Here is a 25,078-nt window from a genome sequence, read left to right on the forward strand (position 1 = left end):
TCATATAAGAAAGTAAGTGATACTGTGAAATTTAAAATTCATTCAGATTATAAACCGACTGGGGACCAACCTCAGGCTATTGATAAATTGGTGGAGGGTTTAAATAAGGGCTATAAGCACCAAACTCTTTTGGGAGTTACAGGTTCTGGTAAAACTTTTACAATGGCAAATGTCATTGAAAGAGTTCAAAGACCTGCTCTTGTTATAGCTCACAATAAAACTCTTGCCTATCAACTTTGCTCAGAATTAAAGGAATTTTTTCCGGAAAATGCAGTAGAATATTTTGTGTCTTATTATGATTACTATCAACCGGAAGCCTACGTTCCTATGACTGATACTTTTATAGAAAAAGATTCGTCAGTAAATGATGAGATAGATAAATTAAGACATTCTGCTACTATGTCTTTATTCGAAAGACGTGATGTTATTATTGTCGCATCAGTTTCTTGCATATATGGTTTAGGGGACCCTATAGATTATGAAAATCTAGCGATTTCTTTAAGACCTGGCATGATTAGGGATAGAAATGAAATAATGTCAAAACTTGTAGATATTCAGTATGTGAGAAATGATTTTGATTTTTCTAGAGGAACTTTCAGAGTCAGGGGAGATGTGCTTGAGATTTTTCCAGCATCATCTTCTGAAAAATCTATAAGAGTGGAATTTTTTGGAGATGAAATAGATAGAATTTCTGAAGTAGATGCTCTTACAGGAAAAGTTTTAAGACTTTTGACTCACGCTTATATCACTCCAGCATCCCACTATGCAACAACAAAAACTAAAGTCGAAAAGGCTATTGTAACTATAGAGGAAGAATTAGAAGAAAGGCTTAAAGTTTTAAAAGACCAAGATAAACTCTTAGAGGCGCAAAGGCTTGAACAGAGAACAAGATATGATTTGGAAATGCTTGAAGAAATGGGATATTGTAATGGAATAGAAAATTATTCAAGACATCTTTCTCAAAGACCAGCTGGTTCAAGACCCTATACCTTAATAGATTATTTTCCTGATGATTTTATCACAATTATTGATGAATCTCACCAATCTATTCCTCAAATAAGAGGTATGTTTAATGGAGATAGGTCAAGAAAAGAAACTTTAGTTGAATATGGTTTTAGACTTCCATCAGCTCTTGATAACAGACCCTTAAGATTTTTTGAATTTGAATCAATGATGAAGCAATGTATATATGTTTCTGCGACTCCAGGTCCTTATGAAAGAGAGCATGAAGAAAATTCTGCAGAACAGATTATTAGACCTACGGGACTTTTAGATCCTCAAATTTTTGTAAGACCTGTTAAAAATCAAATTGATGATTTGATCAGTGAAATAAATAAAACTGTTGAAAAAAAAGAAAGAGTTTTAGTTACAACTTTAACTAAAAGAATGGCAGAAGATTTAACTAAGCATTTTAAGGAAATAGGAATTAAGGCAACTTATATGCATTCTGATGTTGAAACTTTAGAAAGAATGCAGATAATTAAAGATTTAAGACAGGCAAAAATAGATGTTTTAGTTGGCATAAATCTTTTAAGAGAGGGTTTGGATATGCCGGAAGTTTCCCTTGTAGCAATTTTAGATGCAGATAAAGAGGGATTTTTGAGGTCTAGAACTTCTCTAATTCAAACCGCTGGACGTGCGGCAAGAAATGTTTCAGGAAAAGTAATAATGTATGCTGATAATATTACTGAATCTATGAAGGAGACAATAGATGAAACAAATAGGCGTAGAAAAATTCAAGATGCCTATAATAAAGTACATGGTATAGTTCCAAAATCCATTATTAAAGATATAAGAGATGTTCTAAATACAACACTTGCTGCCGAATCGGATGTTTCGTATAAAGAAGAAGATTTTGAAGATGAATTCACAAAGGATGAAATTCAAGCTATGATAGATGCTCTAAAGCCACAAATGTATGAAGCAGCAGAAGCTTTAGATTTTGAAAAAGCTGCTGAAATTAGAGATAAGATAAAAGAACTCAAAGAGAAGAAAAAAGAAGCGTTAGTTTAGGTGATATATTGACTGAAGAATTTATAAAAATAAAGGGAGCAAGACAACACAATTTAAAAAATATAGATTTAACTATACCGAGAAATAAATTTATAGTTTTTACTGGACTTTCAGGTTCAGGAAAATCTTCCCTTGCCTTCGATACAATTTATGCTGAAGGTCAAAGGAGATATGTTGAATCTCTATCTTCCTATGCAAGACAATTTTTGGGACAGATGGATAAGCCGGAAGTTGATTATATAGAAGGGATGAGCCCTTCAATTTCTATCGACCAAAAAACCACTTCCAAAAATCCACGTTCAACTGTGGGTACAGTTACAGAAATTTATGATTATTTAAGACTTCTTTATGCAAGAGTTGGTCATGCTTTTTGTCCCAAGTGTGGTAAGGAAGTAACAGCATTTACAATTGATCAAATGGTAGATAAGCTTATGGGACTTGAAGAAAGACAAAAGATTCAGATTCTTTCACCAATTGTGCGTCACAGAAAAGGAACTCATAAAAAAGTTTTAGAAAAAATAAGAAAAGAAGGATTGTTGAGAATTTTTGTAGATGGACAAGCCCATGATATTTCTGAAGATTTAGAACTTGAAAAAAATAAAAATCACGATATTGATGTTGTAATAGATAGGATTATCATAAAAGAAAAGATAGAATCGAGATTATTTGAGTCTTTAGAACTTGCCAGCGGCTTATCTGATGGCATAGTAAAGGTGAATGTAATTGATGGAGAAGATTTAATTTTTTCTACAAAATTAGCTTGTCCTGAATGTGGTATTGTAATTGAAGAAATCTCCCCACGTTCATTTTCCTTTAATTCACCCCTAGGGGCTTGTGATGAATGTAAGGGACTTGGATTTTCCAAAGAAGTTGATGAGGATTTAGTTATTCCCAACAAAGACTTATCTATAGAAGAGGGGGCAATAGCTTGTTATTCTTCATCTAAGGGAACTTACTATTATGAGATGATAAAGGCTGTGGCAGATAAATTTAATTTTTCTACAAAAAAACCTATTAAAGAAGCACCTAGAGAATTTATTGATGCCATTTTTAATGGATATGAAGGAAATCTAAACTTTACTTTTGACTCATATTTTTCCGGTATTAAGGATTATGAAGGCTCTTTTGAAGGAATAAAGGAAAATTTAAAGAGAAGATATTTAGAAACCTCTTCAAACAAAATGATTGATAAAATAGATGAATTTTTAATTGATTCTCCCTGCCACAAGTGTCATGGCTCAAGACTTAAGGAAGAATCTCTATCAATAAAAGTTGGAGGATTGAATATTTTTGAACTCACAGAGCTTTCAATTTCAAAAACTCTAGAATTTATTAAAAATTTAAAATTATCTGATAAGGAAAAAATTATTGCAAAAGAACTTTTGAAAGAAATAAAAGACAGACTTTCATTTTTATTTACTGTTGGGCTAGAATATTTAACTCTTTCAAGAATGGCTGGCACTCTATCGGGAGGAGAGGCTCAAAGAATAAGACTTGCAACACAAATCGGTTCTCAATTGGTGGGAGTAATTTATGTTCTTGATGAACCCTCCATAGGACTTCATCAGAGAGATAATGAAAAACTTTTGGGAGCTTTAAGAAATTTAACAGATATAGGAAATACTTTAATTGTTGTGGAACATGACGAAGAAACCATGAGATCTTGTGATGAGATTGTTGATATTGGCCCCTTTGCAGGCAGAAATGGTGGGAGAATTGTTGGTCAAGGAAGTGTCTTAGATATAATTAATTCTAAGGAATCTATAACTGGTGATTTTTTGTCAGGTAGGAAAAAAATTGAAGTGCCTAAAGAAAGAAGACCCTATACAGGAAAGTCTATCTTTGTAAAAGGAGCAAGAGAGCATAACCTAAAAAATATTGATGTGGAATTTCCTTTGGGACAATTCATTGCTGTTACAGGAGTTTCAGGTTCAGGTAAGTCATCTCTTGTAAATGAAATTTTATTTAAAGCTCTTGGGCAAAAAATTAATAAATCAAGAATTAAACCGGGACTTTATAGAGAAATTACAGGGCTTGAAAATCTTGACAAGGTTGTAGACATTGACCAAAGTCCTATTGGGAGGACCCCTAGGTCTAATCCTGCAACTTATACTGGAACTTTTGATTTAATTAGAGATATTTTTGCTATGACTAACGAAGCAAAGATGCGTGGTTATAAAAAAGGAAGATTTTCTTTTAATGTAAAAGGTGGAAGATGTGAAGCCTGCAAGGGTGATGGAATAATAAAAGTTGAAATGCACTTTTTGCCTGATGTTTATGTGCCTTGTGAAGTTTGTAAGGGTCAAAGATATAACAGAGAAACTTTACAGGTAAAGTACAAGGGTAAAAATATTTCTGAGGTCTTAGATATGACAGTAGAAGAAGCTCTTGAATTTTTTAAGAATCATCCAAGAGTAATAAGAAAATTGGAAACATTAAAAGATGTTGGTTTATCTTATTTAAAACTTGGACAGCCATCAACTCAGCTCTCTGGCGGTGAAGCACAAAGAATAAAGCTTGCAACAGAACTCTCAAAAAAAGCTACTGGTTCTACAATTTATATCTTAGATGAGCCTACAACAGGTCTTCATTCTTATGATGTTTTAAAATTGATAAAAGTTTTAAATAGATTAGTAGATAAGGGTAATACTGTGGTAGTTATAGAGCATAATTTAGATGTTATAAAGACTGCAGATTATATAATAGATTTAGGACCTGAAGGCGGAGATGGAGGAGGAGAAGTTTTAGTCACAGGAAGACCTCTTGAAATTTGTCAGTGCGAAAAATCTTATACTGGAAAATTTTTAAAGGACATACTATAATTATGATTATGAAAAAATTTATACAAAAAACAGTAATTTTATTTTTATTAATAAGCCTTGTTCCGCAGATGACTTTTGCTCAGTTTGTGAGGGAAAATAATTTTGTAGATAAAAAAGGTGCAGAAAGAACAGCAAATATAAAAAAATTTCAAGCAACTATGAATATTCCTATTAGCGGAACTTTGGACAATAAAACTAAAGAGGCCTTATATAATAAGGATTATAAAGTTTGGGATATGGTAACAAATCCACCAAGTAAGGGTTATTGGATCGCTGTAAATAAATCAAGAAGAATTTTGACTATGTATATGGGAGATAAGTCTTTAGGAAAATATCCAGTAACTTTAGGAACATCTGCAACACAAACTCCATCGGGCAGGGGTAAAATTGGAAATATGCATAAAAATCCAGCTTGGGGAGGAATGAACGGGAAATATAAACCAGTAGCTGCTGATGATCCTAAAAATCCTTTGGGAGAAAGATGGATGGGTTTAAGTTTAAAAGGATTTTCTGGCTACGGAATTCATGGAAATATAAAGCCGCATCAAATCGGAGGTTATTATTCAAATGGCTGCATAAGAATGTTTAACTACGATATAGAAGAGGCAGTTTTTCCACAGATGAAAATTGGCAATCCAGTTTGGATTGGTACAGATACTGAGCTTGAATCTTGGGGGCTATATCAATTTTCAAAAGTAGAAAAGGATAAAGCTGTAGAAAAACCACAAGTTACACAACAAAATCAAATAAATGATGTAGAAAATGAAGAAAAAATTGAAAATTACCAAGCAGTTGATTTATTTGAATATTAAATTTAAGGATAGCAAGTCTATCCTTTTTTATTTACTAAAAATTATAAGAAAATTTAAAGCTCTCATGGAGTTTCTTATTAAGTCTTGATTTTTTATTTATTCAGTTTACAAAATTTCCAATTTTATCTATACTATAATGTAGAATTACATTATTTGGGAGTGTTATTTAATGAAAGAAGTTAGATTAAGATTTGCACCGTCACCGACAGGTTTTCTTCATATAGGTGGTTTGAGGACTGCCTTATATAACTACTTATTCGCAAGAAATAAGGGTGGAAAATTTATTTTAAGAATTGAAGATACTGACAGAACAAGATTTGTTCAAGGAGCTATTGAAAATTTAATAGATTCTTTAAAATGGGCAGGAATCACTTATGATGAAGGTGTCTTCGTTGAAGATGGAAAAATTGTTCAAAAGGGAGAATATGGTCCATATATTCAATCTCAAAGATTAGATATCTATAAAAAATATGTAGATCAACTGATTGAAAATGGCTATGCTTACTATTGTTTCTGCAGTAAAGATAGACTTGACCATTTGCGTGAAGAACAAAGAATTAAAGGACAAGTGCCAAAATATGATGGACTTTGCAGAGAAATTCCTCTAGATGAAGCAAAAAAAAGAATTGCTAGTGGAGAAGAATATGTAGTTAGACTTAAACTTCCTCACAACAAAGATATAACTTTTAATGATTTGGTTCGTGGTAAGGTTACTATTAATACCAATGAAATTGATGACCAAGTACTTATGAAATCAGATGGATTTCCAACTTATCACATGGCTGTAGTTGTTGATGATCATTTAATGGGCATTACTCATGTTGTTAGAGGAGAAGAATGGCTTTCTTCAACTCCTAAACATGTTTTCTTATACCAAGCTTTAGGCTGGGAAAGTCCAGAATATGTTCACCTTCCTACAGTTTTAAATAAAGATAGAAAAAAACTTTCAAAAAGACAAGGCGATGTTTCTGTTGAAGATTTTAAGGAAAGAGGATATTTGCCAGAAGGTATTATTAATTATTTAGCTCTTGTTGGCTGGTCACCTGAAGATGGCGATGAAATTATGAATATGGATGAGCTTGTTTCAAAATTTGATTTTGATAGGGTTGGCAAAAGTGGCGGTATCTTTGATACTGATAAATTAAACTGGGTTAATGCTCACTATATTAAACAATATCCCATAGAAAAATTGGCAGAGCTTTCTATTCCTTATGTTGTTGATTCAGGACTTTTGAAAGAAGCTTATATAAGAGAAAATTTTGAATGGTATAAAGTTTTAATAGATACAATTAAAGAAGCGATTGATAAATTGGAAGATATTCCTAAACATATAGGATTTTTGTTTGGCGATTTAAAAATAACTGAAGATGCAGCTATGGAAGAAATAAATAAAGAACATGTTCCTGATTTACTTAAAACTTTTATTGAAGTTGTAAATAGCCATGACGAAATTTCACTTGAAGTTGCAAATGGATTAATGAAAGAAGTTCAAAAGAAATCAGGTGTAAAGGGCAAAAACTTATATATGCCTGTAAGAGCTGCTATTTCAGGCAATGTTCATGGACCTGAAATGTCAAATATTATATATCTTTTAGGAAAAGATAAATTAGTCCAAAGGGCTCAAAAAGTTTTAAATAATTTAAAGTAAGGTGGAAAATGATTAAAAAATTAGAAGATTTTAATTTTAATGGCAAAACTGTTCTTGTAAGAGTTGATTTTAATGTTCCTATTAAAGATGGAAAAGTAAAAGGTGATGATAGAATCAAAAAAAGCCTTCCCACTATCAAATATATAAAAGAACAAGGTGGAAAAATCATTCTTATGAGCCATTTAGGAAGACCAAAGGGAAAATATAATAAAGATTTATCTCTAAGACCTGTGGCACAAAGACTAAGTGAAATTTTAGGAGAAGATATTCTTTTTATTGATGAAAAAGAAGTTGTTAATAAAGAGGTTAAGGATAAGGTTAAAAATCTTAAAAACGCAGAGATTGCTCTTTTAGAAAATTTAAGATTCCGTCCTGAAGAAGAAAAAAATGAAGAATCTTTTTCAAAAGATTTAGCTTCACTTGCAGATATTTATGTAAATGATGCTTTTGGTACTGCACACAGAGCCCACGCTTCTAATGTAGGTGTAAGCAAATTTTTACCTTCTGCAGCCGGATTTTTGTTAGAAAAAGAAATTAAATATTTAAAAGAAAGCTTAGAAAATCCAAAAAGACCTTTTGTAGCAATTCTTGGTGGAGCTAAGGTTTCTGATAAAATCAATCTTATTAAAAATCTTTTAGACAAAATTGACTCCATAGTTATTGTAGGAGCTATGGCTAACACCTTTATAAAATCTATGGGTAAGGAAGTAGGAAAATCCTTAGTTGAAGATGATAAGCTCGACCTTGCTCGTCAAATTATTGATCAAGCATCAAAAAAAGGTGTAAATTTAATTTTGCCTGAAGATTTTATTGAAGCGAGAGAAATTTCTGATGATGCAAAGGGTCAAGTGGTAGATGCTTCAAGCATAGACAAAGATAAGATGGTTTTAGATATAGGACCAAATAGTTTGAAAAAAATTAAGATGGTTTTAAAAGATGCCAAGACAATTGTTTGGAATGGACCTGCTGGAGTTTTTGAAGTAGATGAATTTTCAAAGGGTACTGTGGGAATTGCTAAAATCTTGGCTGATTCAGATGCTTTAACTATAGTTGGTGGTGGAGATTCTGTCGCTGCTGTAGAAAAAGCTGGTGTGGAAGATAAAATAAGCCATATTTCTACAGGTGGTGGAGCAAGCTTAGAACTGCTTGAAGGAAAAGTTCTTCCTGCAATTAAGGCTTTAGGTGAAGCAAATGAGAACTAAGTTTATATGCGGGAACTGGAAGATGAATAAAACCGCAAAAGAAGCAGAAGAATTTATAAAAGACCTTGTAAAAAATGATTTTAAGGATGTTGATGTTTTAATAGCACCTCCCTTTACTTCTTTAGATGCTGTTAAAAGAAATTCTAATGGCAAAATCTATATAGGAAGTCAAAATATATGTAAATTTAATGATGGAGCTTATACTGGTGAAGTTTCAGGGAAAATGCTCAAAGAATTTTGTGATTATGTAATTATAGGACACAGCGAAAGACGTACTATTTTCTCCGAAGATTACCAAACAATAAGAGAAAAAATTTTAAGAGCTTTTGAAAATAATTTAAAAGTTATACTTTGTTTAGGTGAAGAGGCCGAAGTTCGTGAGAATAATAAGCAAAATGATTTTGTAAAAGAAGAAATTCTTGCAGCTTTAGAAAATTTAGATTTTAATAGAGATAATTTGACGATAGCTTATGAACCGATTTGGGCAATAGGAACAGGTAAGACTTGCTCTTCTGAAGATGCTCAAGATATGTGTAAATTCATAAGACATACTCTTTCTAAGTTAAATAAAAATGAAAGTGAATTTATTAGAATCTTATATGGAGGCTCTGTGAAAGGCTCAAATGCTAAAAATTTGCTAGCTTGTCCTGATATTGATGGAGCTTTAGTTGGTGGAGCATCTTTAGAAGCTAAAGAGTTTTTGAAGATTATTAATTACAAGGAGAATATATGAAACCTGTATTACTTATGATATTAGATGGATTTGGATTATATAAAGATTATCCTGGAAATGCAATAAGTCTTGCTAAGACTGAAAATCTTGATAAACTTTATGAAACTTGTCCTCATACAGAAATATATGCCAGCGAAAAATGGGTAGGACTTCCCATGGGACAAATGGGAAATTCCGAAGTAGGTCATTTAAATATTGGAGCTGGAAGAGTGGTTTTTCAAGATTTAACAAGGATAGGAAATGAAATAGACAATGGAAATTTCTATCATAATCAAATGTTTTTAAAGGCTGTTGAAAATGCGAAAAAGAATAATTCAAGCCTTCATTTGATGGGTCTTGTATCAAAGGGCGGTGTTCACTCCCACTTCAAACACTTGCTTGCACTTATAGATTTAGCAAAAAAAGAAGGACTTAAAAAAGTATATATACACGTAATTACTGATGGACGTGATGTTTCTCCAGATGCTAGTTTAGAAGATGTAAAAGAACTTGAAGATTACTTAAAAAAAGTTGGCGTGGGTAAGATTGCTGATATTTCAGGCAGATATTATGCTATGGACAGAGATAAGAGATGGGAAAGAATAAAAAAATATTTTGACTTAGTTACGGAAAAATATGATAATTCAAATCCTAATGCTCTTGATGCAATAAAATCTTCCTATGATAATGGGGTTACAGATGAATTTATAGAACCTGTGGAAATTGATTGTGAGGGCAAAATAAAGGATGGAGATTCCTTAATATTTTTCAATTTCAGACCGGACAGAGCAAGACAAATTGTAAGGGCTTTAGTTGATGAAAATTTTGATGGATTTCCCAGAAAAGAAAAAAATATTTTTCTTGTAACAATGACTCAATATGATGATACAATTCCACATACAAATATTGCCTATCCAGAAAATAGGCCTACAAATACACTTGGAGAAATTTTAGAAAAAAATCATTTAAGACAGCTTAGAATTGCTGAAACAGAAAAATATGCCCATGTAACATTTTTCTTCAACGGTGGTCGTGAAGTTATGTTTAAAGGAGAAGACAGAATTTTGGTTCAATCTCCTAAGGTTGCAACATATGATTTAAAACCTGAAATGAGTGCACCGGAAATCACAGAAAACTTGATCGAAAAATTGAGGGAAAGTATTTACGATTGTATAATTTTAAACTTTGCAAATCCAGATATGGTTGGGCACACAGGTGTAATTCCGGCTGCAATAAAGGCGGTGGAAACTGTAGATAATTGCATAGGAAAAATTTTAAAGGAAATAAAAAAATTAGGTGGTGCCCTACTTATAACAGCAGACCACGGAAATTGTGATATGATGCTTACTAAAGATAACAAGCCTATTACAAGCCATACCACAAATAAGGTTCCATTTATTTTATATGGAGTGGAAAATGTAAAGTTGAGAAGTGAAGGAGCTTTGTGCGATATTGCTCCAACTATTCTCGAACTTTTAAATATAAAACAACCAAAGGAAATGACAGGAAAGTCATTAATTGAAAAATAAAGAGGAGTATTAAAATGAGTTTTATTAAAGATGTTTATGCCAGAGAAGTTTTAGACTCAAGAGGAAATCCCACAGTAGAAGTTGAAGTTTTGACAGACCAAGGAGGCTTTGGTAGAGCTATTGTTCCATCAGGAGCAAGTACAGGTATACATGAAGCTTGCGAACTTCGTGATGGAGGAAAATTTTATAATGGCAAGGGAGTAGAAAAAGCTGTAGATAATGTAAATAACATTATAGCTGAAGAACTTTTAGATGCTTATGTTTTTGATCAAGTTTCAATAGATAAACTTTTAATAGATTTAGATGGAACAGAAAATAAATCAAAATTAGGAGCCAATGCAATTCTTGGAGTTTCTCTTGCAGTAGCTCGTGCAGCAGCAGATGAGTTAGGTCTTCCCCTATATTCTTATATAGGTGGTGTAAATGCAAAAACTTTACCTGTTCCAATGATGAATATATTAAATGGTGGGGCTCATGCTGATAATAATGTTGATATTCAAGAATTTATGATTCTACCAGTGGGAGCAAAATCCTTTAAAGAAGCCTTGAGAATGGGAGCTGAAACTTATGCGGCTCTAAAAAAAGAATTAAAATCTATGGGGCTTTCAACTTCCGTTGGTGATGAAGGTGGGTTTGCACCAAATTTATCTTCAAACAAAGAAGCACTTGATATTATTGTAAAAGCAATAGAAAGTGCTGGATACAAAGCGGGAAAAGATATTGTTCTTGCAATAGATGCAGCAGCTTCAGAATTTTATAAGGAAAAAGACAATAAATACGAACTAAAAGGTGAAGGGATTTCTTATGACTCTAAAGAAATTTCACAATATTATAAAACCCTAGTGGAAACTTATCCTATTGTATCAATTGAAGATGGTTTGTCTGAAGATGATTGGCAAGGCTGGAAATATTTAACAGAGTTAATTGGAGATAAGGTTCAATTAGTTGGTGATGATTTATTCGTTACAAATACTAAAAGACTTAAAAAAGGGATAGATGAAAAAGTTTCAAACTCAATACTTATTAAGTTAAATCAAATAGGAACACTAACAGAAACTCTTGATGCTATTGAACTAGCTAAAAGATATAATATGACAGCTATAATTTCTCATAGGTCTGGAGAAACTGAAGACACAACTATATCAGATTTAGTAGTGGCAACAAATGCCGGTTTCATAAAGACAGGTGCACCAGCAAGAAGTGAAAGAATGGCAAAATATAACCAACTTTTGAGAATAGAAGATGAGCTTGAAGGTGCAGGAAAATATGCAGGAATGGATGGGTTTTATAATATAAAATGATTATATATTTCCTAAGGCATGGAAAAGCAGAAGTTTTCGGGGATGATTTTTCCAGAGAATTAACAACACAAGGAAAGATTGAACTCTATAATAAATATAAAGAATTTAGCAAATCTTTGCCTAAAGATAAGAAAATTAAAATTTATTCATCACCCTTAAAAAGAGCCTGTCAAAGTGCTGAGATTTTGTCAGAAATCTTAAAAACAGATTTCACTATAAATAATGAAGTTCTAAATTATAATATTAGAGATTTTATAGAAGGTTTTGAAAGAGATAAAATAAATATTATCATCAGCCACGAACCATTTATATCCACATGGATAAGAGATTTTTGCAAGGTTGATGTCATTGTTTCAAGAGGCTCAATCCATGAGCTTCAATTAGATGAAAATTTACAGGGAAAACTTTTGGGTGAATTTTAAAGAAGGTAGGTTTAATCCTACCTCTTTAATTTTTATCGCCTATAGGTGAAAATTGGAATTTATGAATATTAAAATGTATAAAATATATTTTATCAGAAGATTATTATAATTTATTTTAGAATAAATTAAATACTTATAAATATAATTTGCTCTTGGTACTCGTGAAAAAATTAAAAAATAATACATAATAGTTAAGGGTTATTTCACTTCTCTATGATGATAATTATTAATTTTTAACATTTAAGCCTGCCAAGAGCTTTTGAATTTTATTAAATATATTTAAAAAATTATTGCAAAAATTTAAAAAATCATATATTATAATTGAGAATTCTTGTTAAGTGATATCAATTAACAATTTACATTTAATTAATGTAATTTTTAAAAAACATAAATACCTTTTTATATTACAATATTACTTGTAAAGATAAGTAGAAAGGATGACTAAAATGAGTAGAAAGAAAATTTTTGGATATATTTCTGCTATTATAGGTCTTTTGTTAGTGCTTGCACCAAAATTTATAACACCTGTTTGTCCTCCTATGGAAAATGGTATGTTTATGAAATGCCATTGGATGGGAAATATGACTATGGGTATTGGTGCAGTTATTTTAGTGTTAGCAATCATTTTTATTATAGTTAAAGATTCAAAAATATCTTTAGGATTATCTATTTCAAATATAGCAATTGGTATTTTAGAGATACTAAATGCTCACGTGCTTATCGGTGGATGTATGAAAGCTGATATGGCATGCAGGGCAAAAACCATTCCATTTTGCACATTGTTGGCAGGAATATTGGTTTTAGTTAATATTTATTATTGTATGAAAGAAAGAAATTCATAATGGAATCAATAATTAAAACTGAAAATTTAAGTAAGAGTTTTAAAAGAGGTTCTAATACATTCTTTGCAGTTAAAAATGTAAACTTTACCTTGAATGAGGCAGAGTTTGTCAATATAATTGGCAGAAGTGGTTCCGGAAAGTCAACTTTTTTAAATCTTTTGTCCGGTTTATTAAAACCTACGGAAGGTAAAATTTTTGCTAAGGGCAAAAATATAGGTGATTTTTCTGATAGAGAAATTAGCAAATATAGGAATGAAACCATAGGTTTTGTGCCACAAAGTTTAGGAACACTTCCAAATTTAAATGTTTTAGAGAATGTATCTCTTCCTTATTATCTATTTAAAAGAGATGAATCTGCTTATGAAAAAGCAGCTATGCTTCTTGATATGATGGGGATTTTGCATCTGAAAGATGATTTCCCTAGAAATTTATCTGGAGGAGAGTTAAAAAGAGTGCTTATAGCCAGATCCATGATTAATTCGCCTGAGCTTTTGATTTTAGATGAGCCTACAAGTGATTTGGATAAAAATACCACTGTGGAGATTATGGATTTATTAAAAAAAATAAATTCTAAGGGTACGGCACTTATTATAGTTACTCATGAACTTGATATATTAAAATATGGTAATATACTTTACCAAATGGAAGATGGAAGTTTAATAAAGAAAAGGGGATAGAGATGAATTTATTAAAGAAAAGGACTAGCATTTTTGCAATGATAGTAATCATGATTAGCTTAACTTTTATGTCTGCTTTTGCAGCAGAAACAAAGTATGCTAACTGGGTTGAAGTTGCTGATGCTATGTCAGAACATTTACAAAAAGCTGTGGAAGTTTACAAGCCTGGAGATAAGGATGCTAAAAAAGCAGCCACAGATGCAGTTAACGTAGCTTACTTTAAATTCTATGAAAAAATTGGATTTGAAAAAACAACTATGTCTGCAATTTCAGGTCAAAGGGGTTCAATGGTTGAACATCAATTTTATAGAGCAAAAAATTCTATTAAAGAAGATGCAGACCCAAAAGAAGTTAAAGATGAAATTGATGCACTTATAACTTATCTTCATGAAGATGCTCATACTCTTGATGGAACCTCTGGAGATTCTAAGTCCAGCGGTCAAAGTCAAGAAGATGCCAATAGCCTTTCAACGGGTCAATTGATGGGAGAGCTGCTAAAAAGATTTGGTACATTTTTTGCAGTTCTTGGACTTACACTTCGTGAAGGACTTGAAGCCATTTTAGTTGTAGCTGCCATTGCTGCATATTTATCAAAGACTAATAATAGAACTTATTTAAAAGGTGTATATATTGGAGCCTTGCTAGGTGTTGTTTTTTCAGCAGTCCTAGCTGGAGTATTTAATATTGTCGCCAATACAGTGGGAGAAGTTGAGTCTGGAATGGGACAAGAAATATTCGAAGGAATTGCGATGTTTCTTGCCGTTATCGTACTATTTTATGTATCTAATTGGATGCTTTCTAAAGCTGAAGTTGAAGTTTGGAATAGATACATTAAAAACAAAGTTGAACAATCTGTTTCAAAGGGTAATTATTTTGCCTTATCTTTCACTTCATTCTTAGCAGTAGCAAGAGAAGGTGCTGAACTTATTTTGTTCTTCCAAGGTATGAGAACAAGCATTTCTGACAATCCAATGCATATGTGGGTTGGACTTTTGGTTGCTGCCATAATACTTGCAATTGTATATTATTTAATTGCTAAAGTTTCTGTAAGGCTACCATTAAAACCATTCTTTACATTTACTTCTTGGTTAATGTTTATACTTTGCTTGTCTTTCTTAGGAAAGGGCATAGGAGAATTACAAGAAGCCGATGTAATTGGCAGAACTGTAGTTTCTTGGATGAATGGATGGTCTGCTGAAGCTATAGGAATATACGATAGGTATGAAAATCTTATTCCACAAATTATTCTATTAGTAGTAACTATTGTTTCTGTTATATATCAAAGTAGTAGAAACAAAAAAATCAGAGCTGAGCTTGAAGCCGGCCAAGAAAAAAAATAGGAGGGTATTATGTTAAAAAAGAAAAATTTATTTCTTATTGCTATGACACTTGTATGTGCATTAACATTTACAGCTTGTGGTAAAAAAGAAGAAGCAAAAGCTAATAACACAGCTAATACTTCTACAGAAGAAAAAGCACCAGCTGAAGCAAACAAAGAAGAAGCAGGAGATGCTAAAGCTGCAGCTCCAGGAGAAGATGCAGGATTTGAAGAATTCCCAATTGGTGATGACCAAACTAAGGGACCTCTAGTAATCTCTGGCGTATATTTCCAACCAGTTGATATGGAACCAGCAGGAAACTCAATTCCAAAAGAAGAAGCTGACTGCCATATTGAAGCTGATATTACAGCATCACAAGAAGGTTCAACATTAGGTTACGGTGTTGGTGATTTCGTTCCATGGTTACAAGTAAAAGCTTATTTACAAAAGAAAGGTTCAGACCATGTTCAAGAAGTTGCTTTCATGCCAATGAACGCATCTGATGGTCCACACTATGGTGCAAATATTAAATTTGACGAAGGTGTTGGCGTTTATGATGTAAAATTCGAAGTAGCTGCACCAGGCAATGACTACTTACTACACGTAGATAAAGAAACTGGTGTAACAGGTAGATTCTGGACAGAACCAATTGTTGCAGAATGGACTGATTTCGAATGGAATGGACCACAATGGTAAAATTTTGAAAATTTTTAATATTTTGAAGGGGAATTCACGTTCCCCTTATATGCATTTATGGGGGGTGAAATTATTTTAAAAATTTTTATTAAAGTTATGGAGGCGGGAATAGCCTTTTCTCTAATGATTTCTTTAATACTTGCCTATTATACAACTAAAGAGAGCAAATATAAAAAGTATGTTATTATAATTTCTTTAGTTTTAGGGGTAATTGCAGCAATTGTTTCAATAATTATAAGAAATATACCTAATTTTATTAATAGAACAGAATTGAATTTCTGGTCTATGGTACCCATTGTTATCTCAGTATTTTTAATATTAATTTTTATGATATTTGAAGATAAGATAAATGCTAAAATTTATGATAATTTCATTTCAGCATCGGTTGTTGTTTATCTTGTAGGAATTTGTTTTTATTATTTACCATATGTATTTAACCAATCAAACAAATTTGTATATTATGGCGAAAGTGCTGTTTCTACTATTGTACTTTTTAGGATTTTAGGCTTTGTTTTTGGGATTATCATGATGATTTTATCAGGACTTGCCATATATAAGTCTTCAGTTAAACTTGAAGGTAAAAACTTAAAGGTTATTGTTTTTTTGAGCTTGATATGTTCAGGTATCAGCCAATTTAACGTCATAATTCAAAGATTTTATTCTAAAGGAATCATTCCTAGAAATGTTAACTTTTTTAGAGTTATTGCATTTATAGCTAATCATGAAAATGTGTTTTTATTTGCAACAATGTTAATTATGATAGCTATTCCAGTAATTTTATATAAGCAAAATATTAAAGTTAATGAAGAATATAGCAATAGAGCTCAGTTAAGAAAAATAAAGTATATAATGAAGAATAAAAGACGTTGGGCAATTTTTTTCCTTGTCATTTTATTTATTAATACTTTTTCATTAACGGCTGGAAAGGCATATGCTAATAAGGAACAGGCTCTTTCACCACCAGAAGATTATCAAACTGAAAATGGAATGATTGTTATTCCTTTAAGCAGCTTAGAGGATATGCATTTGCACAGATATTTGTATAAGGCAAAAGATGGTGTACAAATGAGATTTTTCTGTATTAAAAAATCAGAAGGTTCTTATGGAGTTGTACTTGATGCCTGCGAGATATGTGGTCCATCAGGATATTTTGAAAGAGGCGATGATATTATTTGTAAGTTGTGCGACGTTGTAATGAATAGAGGTACAATAGGTTTTAAGGGTGGATGTAACCCAATACCTTTCCCATACATTGTCCATGATAAAAAGATAAAGATTGCGCCAAAAGATCTTGACGCATTGTCTTATGTATTTAAGTAGGAGGGCTTATGTTTTGGAGAATAGTTAAAGGAGCACTTTTTAGACAAAAAGGAAAGATGGCTCTTATTGCATTTACAGTTGCCCTTGGAGCTTCTCTTGCCACTTCAATGTTAAACACAATGCTCGGTGTTGGAGATAAAGTTAATCAAGAATTAAAGACTTATGGAGCAAATATTAACGTATTGCCTAAGGAAGCTTCCCTTCTTGATGATTTGTATGGCATGCAAGAAAAAGAGGGGCAGGTTCAAAAATATTTAAAGGAATCAGAACTTCCCAATATTAAAACTATTTTTTGGGCTTACAATATTGTAGATTATACGCCCTATCTTAATACTTGGGTTTCTTGTAATAATGATTCTAAGCATACTAAGATGGTAGGAACATGGTTTAATAAGCATATGGATTTGCCTACTGGAGAGTCAATTGATACTGGTATGATTAGACTAAAAAATTGGTGGGAAGTTCAAGGTGAGTGGTTATCAGAAGATGATAAGGACTCAGTTATGCTTGGAAAGATTTTTGCTGACAGAAATGGATTTAAAGTTGGTGATGAAATCCAGCTAAAGAGCAATAATTTAGACAAAAAATTAAAAGTTAAGGGTATTTTCTCATCAGGCTCTGATGAAGATGCATTTATATATTCCACTTTAAAAACTGCACAAGATTTTGCTGGAGTTACTGGAGTTGTAAATAAAGTTGAAGTATCAGCTCTTACTACACCAGATAATGATTTAGCAAGAAAGGCTGCAAAAAATCCACTATCATTAACCGTTAAGGAATGGGAAGTATGGTATTGCACAGCTTATGTTTCAGCTATTTGCTATCAAATAACAGAAGTAATGACTGATTCTGTAGCTAAGCCGATTCGTCAAGTTGCAGAAAGTGAAGGAGATATTTTAAATAAGACAACTCTTCTTATGGTTTTAATTACAGTATTAACTTTGATTGGTTCAGGACTTGGTATTTCTAATCTTATTACAGCATCTGTAATGGAAAGATCAAATGAAATTGGACTTCAAAAAGCTATAGGAGCGTCAAATGGAAGAATAATCGGTATAATTCTTGTGGAAATTATTTTGACAGCGATATTTGGAACAGTTATAGGTTATGGAGTTGGGTTGCTTCTTACTCAGATTATTGGTCTGACAGTTTTTGGTTCAGCAATAGCTCCAACAGCTATGGTAGTTCCAATTGTAGCAATTCTTATTATCCTTGTAACAATATTGGGCTCAATACCAGCTATAAGATACCTCTTGAATTTAAATCCAACGGAGGTGCTACATGGCAGGTAAACAAAGTAAAAATAAATTTTATTTAAAAATGATAATGACTTCCCTAGCAAGAAGACGTGCAAGAATGTTAACAGCACTGCTTGCTATAGCTATGGGAGCAACAATTCTCTCAGGACTTGTTACTATTTACTATGATATTCCTAGACAAATGGGTAAGGAATTCAGGTCCTATGGTGCAAATATGTTGGTAATTCCTACTAATCCTGATAAAAAAATTACCAATGACCAGTTAGATGAAATTAAATCTTTAATTCCATCAGGAAAGTTAGTCGGTCAGGCACCCTATATTTATACAAACGCAAAAATTAATGAACAACCTTATATGCTTGCAGGTACAGATTTAAAGGGAGCGAAAGAAAACTCTCCATACTGGCTAATTGACGGCTCATGGCCTGAAAAATCCAGAGAAGTTTTAATAGGTAATGAAGTTTCAAAGGCTTTGGAATTAAAAGAGGGAGATAAAATTATTATAAATACTCCCAAGGTTCATGGGGAAGGTTCTATAGATACTAATTTTGTTGTTTCAGGAGTTGTAACAACAGGTGGTAAAGAAGAAGATCTAATTTTTATGAGTATTGATGATATTTCACAGCTTGTAAAAGATAAAAATTTTGATGTCGTAGAATATTCAATAGAAGCCGAACAAAATGAACTTTCAAAAATAGTATCAAATATTTCACAAAAGGATGCATCTCTAACTCCACAAATGGTAAAAAGAGTTACCGCATCACAAGATATAGTTTTGAACAAATTACAAGCCCTTGTCTTCATTGTAACGATAATAGTATTATTCATAATGATGATATGTGTATCCACAACAATGATGGCTGTTGTAACTGAAAGGCGTAAAGAAATAGGTCTTAAGAAAGCTTTGGGTGCCACAAATTCCTCAGTAATTGTTGACTTTTTAGGTGAAGGAGCATTTTTAGGGGTTTTTGGTGGACTTTTAGGCGTTGTGTTGGGATATATATTTGCCAATAGAGTAAGTATTTCGGTATTTGCTAGAAAGGTAAGTTTCTTACCTCTTTTGGTACCTATGACAATTATTGTCTGTGTAGTAATAACTATAGTTGCATCTTTAATACCGGTATCTAAAACTGTTGATATTGATCCGGCTTTAGTGCTTCGTGGAGAATAGAAAGGAATTTTATGGATATATTAAAACTTGTAGATGTTTCAAAAATTTATGGTGAACTTAAAGCCCTTGACAAAATTAATTTAAGTGTAGAAAAGGGTGAATGGATTTCTATAATGGGTCCATCAGGTTCTGGTAAAACAACAATGATGAATATTATCGGTGCCATGGATAAACCTTCATTTGGCGAAGTTATTTTGGATGGGGAAGATATAGCAAAAAAATCACCTAAGGAATTAACAGTTATTAGAAGGGATAAGATAGGACTTATTTTCCAACAATTTCATTTAGTTAATTATTTAAGTGCTTTGGAAAATGTAATGATGTCACAATACTATCATTCTATGCCAGATGCACAAGAAGCAATGGAAGCTTTGGCTGCAGTAGGTCTTGCTGAAAGAGCCAAGCACTTACCCAACCAATTATCAGGTGGGGAACAACAAAGAGTATGTATAGCTAGAGCTCTTATTAATCATCCTGCTATACTTTTAGCTGATGAACCTACGGGAAATTTGGATGAAAAGAATGAATATATAGTTCTTGACATATTTGAAAAACTTCACAATGCAGGTTCAACAATTATTGTTGTAACTCACGATCCTGAAGTCGGTGAAGAATCTGAAAGAATGATAACTCTTGAACATGGTAAGATTACAAAAGAAGAAAAAATGAAAAGAAAAAGACCTGTTCTTGATTCTACAATAAAAGACGAAAAACTTAAGGAGTTTATATGAGAAAAATTTTAAATGTATTAATAATTTTATCTTTGGGGCTTGTCCTAGTTGCTTGTGGAGGAGATAAAAAAGAAGAAGCTCCAAGCGTAAGCTATAAAGACGGCACATATCAAGGAGAATCTGCTAAAGATGAAAGAGGCGGACTTGTAAAGGTGGATATAAGTGTTAAAGACAATAAGATTGAATCTTGCACAATGCAAAACATTGACGGAGATGGAAAAGAAAAGGATGAATCTTATGGTCAAAGCCAAAATGAAGGACTATATAAGATAGCCCAACAAGCTATAAATCTTGCAAAGTCATACCCAGATAGATTAGTGGAAAAAGGAAGTCCTGAAGGAGTGGACGTTATTTCGGGGGCAACAGAAACCTACAAGCAATTTATAGAAGCTTGCAACAATGCCCTTGCTGATGCAAAATAATGAAAGATTTATACACAGTTAATTTAGCAAAAAAGAATATAGAAAATAAAAAAGCAAGGTCAATTACCTTAATTTTTCTTGTAGGAATATTAACTTTTATATTATTCATGTCATCATTTATAATTTTTTCTCTTAAAAACGGCATGAAATCTCTATCAGATAGGATGGGAGCAGACATTATAGTAGTTCCAGAAGGTTATGATTCCAAAATTACAGGCGCAATATTAAGGGGAGAACCTAATACATTCTTTTTTGACAAGGATATATTAAATAGAGTAAAAAAAATACAGGGAGTTGAAAAGGCTTGTGGCCAAGTTTATCTAGCTACACTTTCTGCTGGATGCTGCTCTTTTCCCATTCAAGTTATAGGAATTGACTTTTCTGATGACTTTAGCGTTAAACCATGGCTTGAAAAACAGATCAAATCTCCAATTAAAGCTGGACAAGTTGTTGTAGGTGCTAATATTGTGGGGACTATTAATCATAAGGTTAAATTTTTCAATCAAGAATTTGAGATAAGAGGTAGGCTAGCAAAAACCGGCATGGGTTTTGACAATTCAGTTTTTATGACAATAGAAGAAACTCATAGATTAGCTAAGGAATATGAAAAGATTATTAATCATCCAGTGGCAAAAAAAGATGATATATCTTCTATTTTAGTAAAAGTTGAAAAAAATAAAGATCCTAAAAAAATTCAAAAACTTATTAATGAGGAATTTAAAAAAGAAAAAGTTTATCCCTTATTGCCAAGAAATATAATGACAGAAGTTTCTGATTCAGCAAAAAATATGCTTGTATATGTATATATATTGATAGCTTTGATTTGGATACTAGCTTTCTTTATTTTAAGTCTTGTAAATACCTTATCAGTTAAGGAAAGGAAAAGAGAATTTGCAACCATAAGGGTATTAGGAGCAACAAAGAAAAAACTCAGTGAAATAGTTCTTAGTGAATCCATACTGATTAATGGAACAGGGGCAGTCATAGGTTCTGTGGTTTCCTTTGTATTAAGTATAACATTTAACAATGCTTTTTCATCACTTTTGAATATGCCTTTTTTAAGACCAAATATATTCCTTATGCTTTTAATGTTAATAATAGTAATAATTTTAGGCACCTTATTAGGTCCAATATCTTCAATTATTGCTATTAATAAAATGAATAAAGAAGAATTATTGTTGATGCAAAGAGATAATGATTAAAAAATATGTTAAATCCTAATTGCTTTAGCCAATTGGGATTTTTTTAACAAATTATTTATTTCTTCATTTTATATGATATTTTTGGTAGAATTAATTAGGTGAAAAAAATGAAAACTTCTTATATTTTAATGATAATAACAATACTTGCTAAGGTTTTCGGTCTTGTTAGAGAACAAACTTTAGCTTATTTCTTTGGAAGGGGAGAGCTTGCTGATATTTTTTTGGTGGCTTTTTCTTTACCTATGATGATTACTAATGTAATTTCTGGAGCTGTGGCAAATGGTTATATACCAATGTTTAATAGCATTAAAGCTAAAAGTGGACAAGAAAAGGCGAATGAATTTACGGCAAATCTTTCAAATATTTTAGCTATAATTTTTCTTATTATTTCTATTGTGGCAATAATTTTTGCAAGTCCTCTTGTTAAGCTTATGGCTCAAGGTTTTACTGGTTCAAAACTTAATACAGCAATTCTTGTTACAAGGATTGCACTTTTATCAGTTTCTGCTACTGCTGTATTCTCAATTTATAAGGCTTATTTACAGATTCATGATAGATTTGTAGTTTCAGTAATCCATGCAATTATAATGAATCTAATAATTATTTTGTTTTTGGCAATTACCTACAAGTTTGGAATAAAGTTTTTAGGTATAGGGATTTTACTTGCCTTTACTTTTCAATATATAATTTTTATTCCGTATGTCAAAAAAACATCTTATAAGCACAAGTGGATAATTGATTTTAAAAATGAAGATATAAAAAAACTTCTTAGGATAATTTTACCTATATTGATATCTTCTTCAGCTATAGAAATTAATTTTATGATTTCAAAATCTTTGGCATCAGAACTTTCTCATGGGGGAATTTCTATATTAAATTATGCCTATAAACTTCAATCATTTGTAACGGGAATAGTTGTTACTTCTATAATTACTGCAGTATATCCGCAGATGGCTAAGTATGGAAGCCTTAAAGATTTTAAGGGATTAAGAATTTCAACAAGGGATGCTCTCTCAACTATGTCTATTTTAGTAATACCGGCAACTTTTGGCTTATTTACTTTTGCTCTTCCAATAGTGGAACTTTTATTTATGAGAGGTAGGCTAAATCTTGATGATGCTACAAGCATTGCTAATGTTTTGAGATATTATGCATTTGGTGTTTTTGCCATAGGGATTAGGGAAATTTTATCAAGAATTTATTATTCTCTTGATGATACAAAAAGACCTGTCATAAATTCCCTTGTAATTGTAGGGGTAAATATAGTCTTATCCTTTGTCTTGGCGAAATTTATGGGTATAGTAGGTTTAGGACTTGCCACCACCATATCTTTTGTTGTTGGAGGAGGATTTTTTGCAATTTCTTCAACAAAACTTATAGGTAAAATTTTCGATAAAAATCTTCTATTAAATTTAGGAAAGATTTTACTTGCGTCTTTAATTATGGCGGCTGGTTCAAATTTAGTATTTAATATTTTAAAGTTAAAATTAGGGTCAAATCTCTCTCTTTTATTGGCAATAATTTTTGCTGCTTGTATTTATGGCATTATGCTTATAATTTTAAGGGTTAAAGAAGTTAAGATTTTACTAAAAAAGTTTAATAAATAAGCTTAAGGTGGGTATAAAACATATAAGATAACAAATTAATTTGATAAAGAGGTGTTATTATGAAAGTTTTATTCCACGTTGTAGAAGTTGAAAAATGGGAAGATACCTTATCAAATGCTAGGGATATTATAAACGAAATTCCTGATGCTCAAGTAGCAATAGTATGCATGTCTAAGGCTGCAGAAATTTTTAAAAAATATTCGGGAATTGATTTTCATGGACTTATAGATAGTCCTAGGGTTAAATTTATTATAGGTAAGGCTGCCCTAGAAAATAATAATATCAAGGAAGAAGAGCTTCCAAATTTTGTAAAAGTTGAAAAGCTTGTAATCACAAAAATAGCTAAGTTAGAAAATGAAGGTTATGCTTATATAAGATTATAATATTTTTAATAATGACTGGTGTTCAAAATTAATTTTGAACACCGTATTTTTTTATTTATCTTTATAACAATCTCTATATTTTTTTAAATTTTTCTTTGTTTTTCTGCACCATAAAAATATTAAAAATACAAGTAGTAGATATGGTAGTAAGAAGACTTTGTCAAAATTAGTATATACTTTTATATAAGTATAAAAAGCGGCTGGAATAAGTATTAACATATATGTTATATATTTAGCTCTATAAGTTTTTTTATCTATAAACTCATATATATGTTTTTCTGTGCTTAGTGTTATATTTATTAAAACAATGTTTAGAAATTCGATTAAAATATAGGATAATTCAATAGGATGGATATATGCTGAATAATTTTCTAACATAATAAAATTTAGTAATAAATAGTATGGGAGTAACTTCTTACATATTCAAGCCCACTACTTGTTCTTCTAAAAAGCTCTAACAAAATAGTTTGATAGCTTTTGTCATGGATATAAATTTTTTCACTTGTTAATCTATCTACCCTATAAACATTATGCTCTACAGTTGTCACTTTAAGTTCTCCATCCATATTAAAATTATAAATTGAATTACCTATATTCATAATAGTTGCAAACACACCTGCTGACCAATAAGCTTTAGAAATTATAATATCTAAAAATATTTGGATGGTATTAGATAAACTAGGGTCGGAACTAGATAATTCTTTATAATAAGTTTTTGGATAATCTTTTTCTGTAATATAATAGTATCTGTTATTTCTTAAAACTGTTTCATCCTTGATTTTAGAATTATCAATAACTATGTCTTTCTCAAAAGCATAAATAGGTATTGTAGTTGTAGCTACAATAAGAAAACTTAAAACAACAAAAAAAATACTTTTTAATCTTTTCATTTAATCATTCCTTATGAGAGGGATTATATAAGACATGAAATCTTTTGTCAAACTAGAAGTGAACATTATCAAATATAAATTTTAAAAATCATATACGA

The 25,078-nt window shown here is 31.5% G+C and carries 23 protein-coding genes; 21 read left to right on the top strand and 2 right to left on the bottom strand.

From position 1 onward, the window contains the following. The first annotated feature begins 24 nt into the window (after positions 1 to 24). The 21 genes from uvrB to F594_RS0101050 all read left to right on the top strand — a co-directional run bounded on the left by uvrB (position 25) and on the right by F594_RS0101050 (position 24,090). Entirely contained in the window at positions 25 to 2,013 is a 1,989-nt protein-coding gene (gene uvrB, locus F594_RS0100950) for an excinuclease ABC subunit UvrB (protein ID WP_019034238.1), read from the top strand. Positions 2,014 to 2,021: 8 nt separating this feature from the next. Beyond that, on the top strand, positions 2,022 to 4,835 hold the full coding sequence (gene uvrA / locus F594_RS0100955; protein ID WP_019034239.1) for an excinuclease ABC subunit UvrA: 2,814 nt from the start codon (positions 2,022 to 2,024) through the stop codon (positions 4,833 to 4,835). 8 nt (positions 4,836 to 4,843) lie between these two features. Next, positions 4,844 to 5,647, top strand: a complete 804-nt coding sequence (locus tag F594_RS09370; protein WP_248612678.1) for a L,D-transpeptidase — start codon at positions 4,844 to 4,846, stop codon at positions 5,645 to 5,647. A gap of 169 nt (positions 5,648 to 5,816) precedes the next feature. Beyond that, the gene (gene gltX / locus F594_RS0100965; RefSeq protein WP_004824208.1) at positions 5,817 to 7,295 is read left to right on the top strand and encodes a glutamate--tRNA ligase; all 1,479 of its coding nucleotides are present in this window, start codon (positions 5,817 to 5,819) and stop codon (positions 7,293 to 7,295) included. Between the two features lie 8 nt (positions 7,296 to 7,303). Then, the gene (locus F594_RS0100970) at positions 7,304 to 8,497 is read left to right on the top strand and encodes a phosphoglycerate kinase (protein ID WP_009344863.1); all 1,194 of its coding nucleotides are present in this window, start codon (positions 7,304 to 7,306) and stop codon (positions 8,495 to 8,497) included. Continuing rightward, a complete protein-coding gene (tpiA, locus tag F594_RS0100975) occupies positions 8,487 to 9,230 on the top strand; it encodes a triose-phosphate isomerase (protein ID WP_019034241.1) in 744 nt (247 codons plus the stop codon). Before F594_RS0100970 ends, tpiA begins: the two co-directional genes overlap by 11 nt. Next, positions 9,227 to 10,738 carry a 2,3-bisphosphoglycerate-independent phosphoglycerate mutase gene (gene gpmI / locus F594_RS0100980; protein ID WP_019034242.1) on the top strand — a complete coding sequence of 504 codons (1,512 nt, stop codon included), beginning with the start codon at positions 9,227 to 9,229 and terminating at the stop codon, positions 10,736 to 10,738. Before tpiA ends, gpmI begins: the two co-directional genes overlap by 4 nt. A gap of 14 nt (positions 10,739 to 10,752) precedes the next feature. Then, on the top strand, positions 10,753 to 12,039 hold the full coding sequence (gene eno, locus F594_RS0100985; protein ID WP_019034243.1) for a phosphopyruvate hydratase: 1,287 nt from the start codon (positions 10,753 to 10,755) through the stop codon (positions 12,037 to 12,039). Beyond that, a complete protein-coding gene (locus tag F594_RS0100990; protein WP_019034244.1) occupies positions 12,036 to 12,461 on the top strand; it encodes a SixA phosphatase family protein in 426 nt (141 codons plus the stop codon). The genes eno and F594_RS0100990 overlap by 4 nt, the downstream gene beginning before the upstream one ends. 446 nt (positions 12,462 to 12,907) lie before the next feature. Next, entirely contained in the window at positions 12,908 to 13,303 is a 396-nt protein-coding gene (locus tag F594_RS0100995; protein WP_004824202.1) for a DUF4418 family protein, read from the top strand. After that, positions 13,303 to 13,980, top strand: a complete 678-nt coding sequence (locus tag F594_RS0101000) for an ABC transporter ATP-binding protein (RefSeq protein WP_004824215.1) — start codon at positions 13,303 to 13,305, stop codon at positions 13,978 to 13,980. Before F594_RS0100995 ends, F594_RS0101000 begins: the two co-directional genes overlap by 1 nt. Positions 13,981 to 13,982: 2 nt before the next feature. Then, positions 13,983 to 15,320: an FTR1 family iron permease gene (locus F594_RS0101005; protein WP_019034245.1), complete on the top strand. Its 1,338-nt coding sequence runs from the start codon at positions 13,983 to 13,985 to the stop codon at positions 15,318 to 15,320. Positions 15,321 to 15,329: 9 nt separating this feature from the next. After that, positions 15,330 to 15,995 carry an iron transporter gene (locus F594_RS0101010; RefSeq protein ID WP_019034246.1) on the top strand — a complete coding sequence of 222 codons (666 nt, stop codon included), beginning with the start codon at positions 15,330 to 15,332 and terminating at the stop codon, positions 15,993 to 15,995. A 57-nt stretch (positions 15,996 to 16,052) separates the two neighbouring features. Further along, positions 16,053 to 17,315, top strand: a complete 1,263-nt coding sequence (locus tag F594_RS0101015; protein ID WP_019034247.1) for a DUF2318 domain-containing protein — start codon at positions 16,053 to 16,055, stop codon at positions 17,313 to 17,315. An 8-nt stretch (positions 17,316 to 17,323) separates the two neighbouring features. Then, positions 17,324 to 18,607 carry an ABC transporter permease gene (locus F594_RS0101020; protein WP_019034248.1) on the top strand — a complete coding sequence of 428 codons (1,284 nt, stop codon included), beginning with the start codon at positions 17,324 to 17,326 and terminating at the stop codon, positions 18,605 to 18,607. Then, positions 18,597 to 19,745, top strand: coding sequence for an ABC transporter permease (locus F594_RS0101025; RefSeq protein WP_019034249.1), 1,149 nt, complete (start codon positions 18,597 to 18,599; stop codon positions 19,743 to 19,745). The genes F594_RS0101020 and F594_RS0101025 overlap by 11 nt, the downstream gene beginning before the upstream one ends. Positions 19,746 to 19,756: 11 nt before the next feature. Next, on the top strand, positions 19,757 to 20,476 hold the full coding sequence (locus F594_RS0101030; RefSeq protein ID WP_004824231.1) for an ABC transporter ATP-binding protein: 720 nt from the start codon (positions 19,757 to 19,759) through the stop codon (positions 20,474 to 20,476). Further along, positions 20,473 to 20,898, top strand: a complete 426-nt coding sequence (locus tag F594_RS0101035) for an FMN-binding protein (protein ID WP_009344811.1) — start codon at positions 20,473 to 20,475, stop codon at positions 20,896 to 20,898. The genes F594_RS0101030 and F594_RS0101035 overlap by 4 nt, the downstream gene beginning before the upstream one ends. Then, entirely contained in the window at positions 20,898 to 22,100 is a 1,203-nt protein-coding gene (locus F594_RS0101040; protein ID WP_019034250.1) for an ABC transporter permease, read from the top strand. Before F594_RS0101035 ends, F594_RS0101040 begins: the two co-directional genes overlap by 1 nt. 107 nt (positions 22,101 to 22,207) lie before the next feature. Continuing rightward, positions 22,208 to 23,707 (top strand): murein biosynthesis integral membrane protein MurJ, encoded by a 1,500-nt coding sequence (gene murJ, locus F594_RS0101045; protein ID WP_019034251.1) that lies wholly within the window; start codon positions 22,208 to 22,210, stop codon positions 23,705 to 23,707. A 59-nt stretch (positions 23,708 to 23,766) separates the two neighbouring features. Next, complete coding sequence (locus tag F594_RS0101050; RefSeq protein ID WP_009344854.1) at positions 23,767 to 24,090, top strand: DsrE family protein; 324 nt, start codon at positions 23,767 to 23,769, stop codon at positions 24,088 to 24,090. A 51-nt stretch (positions 24,091 to 24,141) separates the two neighbouring features. Here F594_RS0101050 and F594_RS0101055 read toward each other — a convergent pair whose 3' ends face one another. Together F594_RS0101055 and F594_RS0101060 are read right to left on the bottom strand one after the other, a co-directional pair. Further along, on the bottom strand, positions 24,142 to 24,468 hold the full coding sequence (locus F594_RS0101055; protein ID WP_019034252.1) for a hypothetical protein: 327 nt from the start codon (positions 24,466 to 24,468) through the stop codon (positions 24,142 to 24,144). Positions 24,469 to 24,476: 8 nt separating this feature from the next. Then, entirely contained in the window at positions 24,477 to 24,980 is a 504-nt protein-coding gene (locus tag F594_RS0101060) for a hypothetical protein (RefSeq protein WP_019034253.1), read from the bottom strand. Positions 24,981 to 25,078: the final 98 nt, after the last annotated feature.

The sequence above is a fragment of the Peptoniphilus lacrimalis DSM 7455 genome (genome assembly GCF_000378725.1).
Lineage (GTDB): Bacteria > Bacillota > Clostridia > Tissierellales > Peptoniphilaceae > Peptoniphilus_A > Peptoniphilus_A lacrimalis.